Genomic DNA, 3,626 nt, shown 5'->3' with positions numbered 1-3,626 from the left:
CACAAGAGGCGGGGACACAAGAAGGGGCGGATGCCGCAGCATCCGCCCCTTCTCGTGGTTCCGGGAGGTCACTCCCCGCTGGCGACCGCCAGGTCGGGGGTGCCGGAGATCGCGCCGCCGCCGGTGTTCACACCGACCGCGACGGGACCGCCATCGCGCGGGCCGTGCTCGAACAGGAACTGCCCGTCCTTCGCGTCGACCTTCACGTGGTCTCCGGAGTTGAGCTCACCGTGCAGGATCTTCTCCGACAGACGGTCCTCGACCTCGTGCTGCATCGCGCGACGCAGCGGTCGGGCGCCCAGGGCCGGGTCGAAGCCGATCTCGATCAGACGCTCCTTGGCGGCCTGCGACAGCTCGATCGTCATGTCGCGGTCCAGCAGACGCTCGCCGAGGCGCTTGGTGAACAGATCGACGATCTGCACCAGCTCTTCCTTCGACAGCTGCGGGAACACGATGATGTCGTCGACACGGTTGAGGAACTCGGGCTTGAAGTGTCGCTTGAGCTCTTCGTTCACCTTGCCCTTCATCCGGTCGTAGCTGGTCGAGTCGTTGCCCTCGATCTGGAAGCCGACGGGTCCGCCGGCGATGTCGCGCGCACCGAGGTTGGTGGTCATGATGATGACCGTGTTCTTGAAGTCCACGATCCGACCCTGACCGTCGGTGAGACGACCCTCTTCCAGGATCTGAAGCAGCGAGTTGAAGATGTCCGGGTGCGCCTTCTCGATCTCGTCGAAGAGGACCACACTGAACGGCTTGCGCCGCACCTTCTCGGTGAGCTGGCCCCCCTCTTCGAATCCGACGAATCCGGGAGGGGCACCGAACAGACGCGAGACGGTGTGCTTCTCACCGAACTCGCTCATGTCGAGGGAGATCAGCGCAGCTTCGTCGTCGAACAGGAACTCGGCGAGAGCCTTGGCCAGCTCGGTCTTTCCGACACCCGTGGGGCCGGCGAAGATGAACGAGCCGGAGGGACGCTTCGGGTCCTTGAGGCCGGCACGCTGACGACGGATGGTCTTGGAGAGGGCGGCGATGGCCTCCTCCTGACCGATGACGCGCTGGTGCAGCGCCTTCTCCATGAAGACGAGTCGGCTGGACTCCTCCTCGGTCAGCTTGAACACGGGGATGCCGGTCGCCTGGGCGAGCACCTCGGCGATCAGACCCTCGTCGACGACCGCCTGGGTCGCGACGTCGCCCGCACGCCACTGCTTCTCGAGGCGCAGACGCTCCGCGAGGAGGCTCTTCTCCTCGTCGCGCAGGGAGGCGGCCTTCTCGAAGTCCTGCTCCTCGGAGGCGACTTCCTTCTGCTCGCGCACGGCGGCGATCTTCTCGTCGAACTCACGCAGCTCGGGCGGGCTGGACAGGATCGACAGACGCAGACGTGCGCCGGCCTCGTCGATCAGGTCGATGGCCTTGTCCGGGAGGAAGCGGTCCGAGACGTAGCGGTCGGCGAGGTTCGCCGCGGCCACGATCGCGCCGTCGGTGATCTGCACCTTGTGGTGCGCCTCGTAGCGGTCGCGCAGACCCTTGAGGATGTTGATCGCGTGCGGCAGCGTCGGCTCGTTCACCTGCACCGGCTGGAAGCGGCGCTCAAGCGCGGCGTCCTTCTCGAAGTGCTTGCGGTACTCGTCGAGCGTGGTGGCACCGATCGTCTGCAGCTCGCCGCGGGCGAGGAGAGGCTTCAGGATGCTGGCCGCGTCGATCGCACCCTCGGCGGCGCCCGCACCCACGAGGGTGTGGATCTCGTCGATGAAGACGATGATGTCGCCGCGCGTGCGGATCTCCTTGGTGACCTTCTTCAGACGCTCCTCGAAGTCACCGCGGTAGCGGGAACCGGCGATGAGCGAGCCGAGGTCGAGAGAGTAGAGCTGCTTGTCCTTCAGCGTCTCGGGCACATCGCCCTTGACGATCGCCTGGGCCAGCCCCTCGACGACGGCGGTCTTGCCGACGCCCGGCTCGCCGATGAGGACGGGGTTGTTCTTGGAACGGCGGGAGAGGATCTGCATGACCCGCTCCGCCTCCTTCTCGCGCCCGATCACCGGGTCGAGCTTGTTGTCGCGTGCGGCCTGGGTGAGGTTGCGACCGAACTGGTCGAGCACGGCCGAGCCGCCCTGAGCGCCCGCCTGCGAGTCGTTGGTCTGCGCACCGACGGACGCCGGCTCGCGACCGGGAGCGCCGGAGAGCAGCTGGATGACCTGCTGGCGCACCTTGTTGAGGTCGGCGCCGAGCTTGACGAGCACCTGGGCGGCGACGCCCTCGCCCTCGCGGATGAGGCCGAGCAGGATGTGCTCGGTGCCGATGTAGTTGTGGCCGAGCTGGAGGGCCTCGCGGAGGCTGAGCTCGAGAACCTTCTTGGCGCGCGGGGTGAACGGGATGTGGCCGGTCGGCTGCTGCTGACCCTGGCCGATGATGTCCTGCACCTGCTCGCGCACGGCGTCGAGGGAGATGCCGAGCGACTCGAGCGCCTTGGCAGCGACACCTTCACCCTCGTGGATGAGACCGAGCAGGATGTGCTCGGTTCCGATGTAGTTGTGGTTGAGCATCTTCGCCTCTTCTTGGGCGAGGACGACCACTCGACGGGCTCGGTCCGTGAATCTCTCGAACATGCTGTGACTCCTTATTCGCACGGGGCGAAGCGCTGACACCTATGGCGTTCTCTGCGCCTGTACATCGAGAGTAACCACCGCGAACGGCACGTATGCCCGTGTTCGCCGTGGGCATACCGGAGGTTGACGGGGTTATCGACTGTCGTTATGTTAACGACAGTCGATAACAACGGGTCCGAATCGGACCACCGAGAAGGAGGCGCCATGACCGATGTACCGACCGCGACCAGAGCGGCGAGCCTGGTGGAGAAGACCGTGCTGGGTGTCATAGCCGGAGCCGCGGGAGCCATCGCGGTCGTCGATCTGATCGGCGCAGGCGTCCGCACCGCCGTCCTGATGACGGGCGAGTCCGTCACCGTCCCGTCGATGCCGCTGAGCACGGCCGAGGCGCCCGCAGTGCTCGCGGCGTCCTCGAACATCTCCGATGCACAGTACGACACCGTGACGCTCACCGCCTCCGGCCTCAGCCTGTCTCCCCGCCTCCTGCTCGCCATCGCCGATGCGCTCGCGGTCCTGGGCCCGATCGTGCTGTGCCTCGCGGTCACCTGGCTGTGCATCCGCCTCTTGATCGGTCGCCCCTTCGGCAGCGCGGCGACCTGGGGCATCGCCGTCGCCGCGCTCGCCGTCATGGCGGGCGGTCTGATGAGCCAGGCGGTGCGCGCGAACGCGTTCAGCGAGATCACCTCCGAGCTGAACCTCGTCTCCGCTGGCGTTCCGGCGTTCGAGATGTCGATCGACCTCGCCCCGTTCGGGTGGGGCTTCGCGCTCGTGGTCGTCGCCGGCGCGTTCGAGATCGGTCAACGCCTACAGCGCGACACGGAAGGACTCGTCTGATGAACACCACCGCAGCCGCAACCAAGGCCACCCGCTCCGAGACGGCGGACGCGATCGCCGTGATCCTCTACGCCGCCGCGGCTCTGGTCGCAGTGGCGTTCGCCACGATCCTGCGCGTCGCCGGCACCTTCCGCGACTCCGGGATCGCGTGGTCGATCCCGATCGACGAGCAGCCGATCTCGGCGACCA

General features: G+C 66.8%; 2 protein-coding genes and 1 pseudogene. 2 read left to right on the top strand and 1 reads right to left on the bottom strand.

Features of this window, described 5'->3' with window-relative positions; translation table 11 throughout:
• Nucleotides 1-68 precede the first annotated feature (68 nt).
• Nucleotides 69-2,603 carry an ATP-dependent Clp protease ATP-binding subunit gene (locus AX744_RS09195; protein WP_046747599.1) on the bottom strand — a complete coding sequence of 845 codons (2,535 nt, stop codon included), beginning with the start codon at nt 2,601-2,603 and terminating at the stop codon, nt 69-71.
• A gap of 204 nt (nt 2,604-2,807) precedes the next feature.
• On the opposite strand from AX744_RS09195, the gene AX744_RS09190 reads away from it, so the two are divergent.
• Complete coding sequence (locus AX744_RS09190) at nt 2,808-3,437, top strand: hypothetical protein (protein WP_061016469.1); 630 nt, start codon at nt 2,808-2,810, stop codon at nt 3,435-3,437.
• Nucleotides 3,437-3,626: pseudogene (locus AX744_RS09185) on the top strand (hypothetical protein); the annotation flags it as partial. The gene AX744_RS09190 and the pseudogene AX744_RS09185, both read left to right, overlap by 1 nt.

The sequence above is a fragment of the Microbacterium sp. CCH5-D1 genome (assembly GCF_001557335.1).
GTDB lineage: Bacteria > Actinomycetota > Actinomycetes > Actinomycetales > Microbacteriaceae > Microbacterium > Microbacterium oxydans.
The sequence above is the reverse complement of the archived record's forward strand: the minus strand, read 5'-3'. Positions and strand labels throughout refer to the sequence as shown.

Bases quoted from the DNA above. Each gene is read 5' to 3' on its own strand.
- AX744_RS09195 (WP_046747599.1), bottom strand. From the start codon at position 2,603: ATGTTCGAGAGATTCACGGACCGAGCCCGTCGAGTGGTCGTCCTCGCC.
- AX744_RS09190 (WP_061016469.1), top strand. From the start codon at position 2,808: ATGACCGATGTACCGACCGCGACCAGAGCGGCGAGCCTGGTGGAGAAG.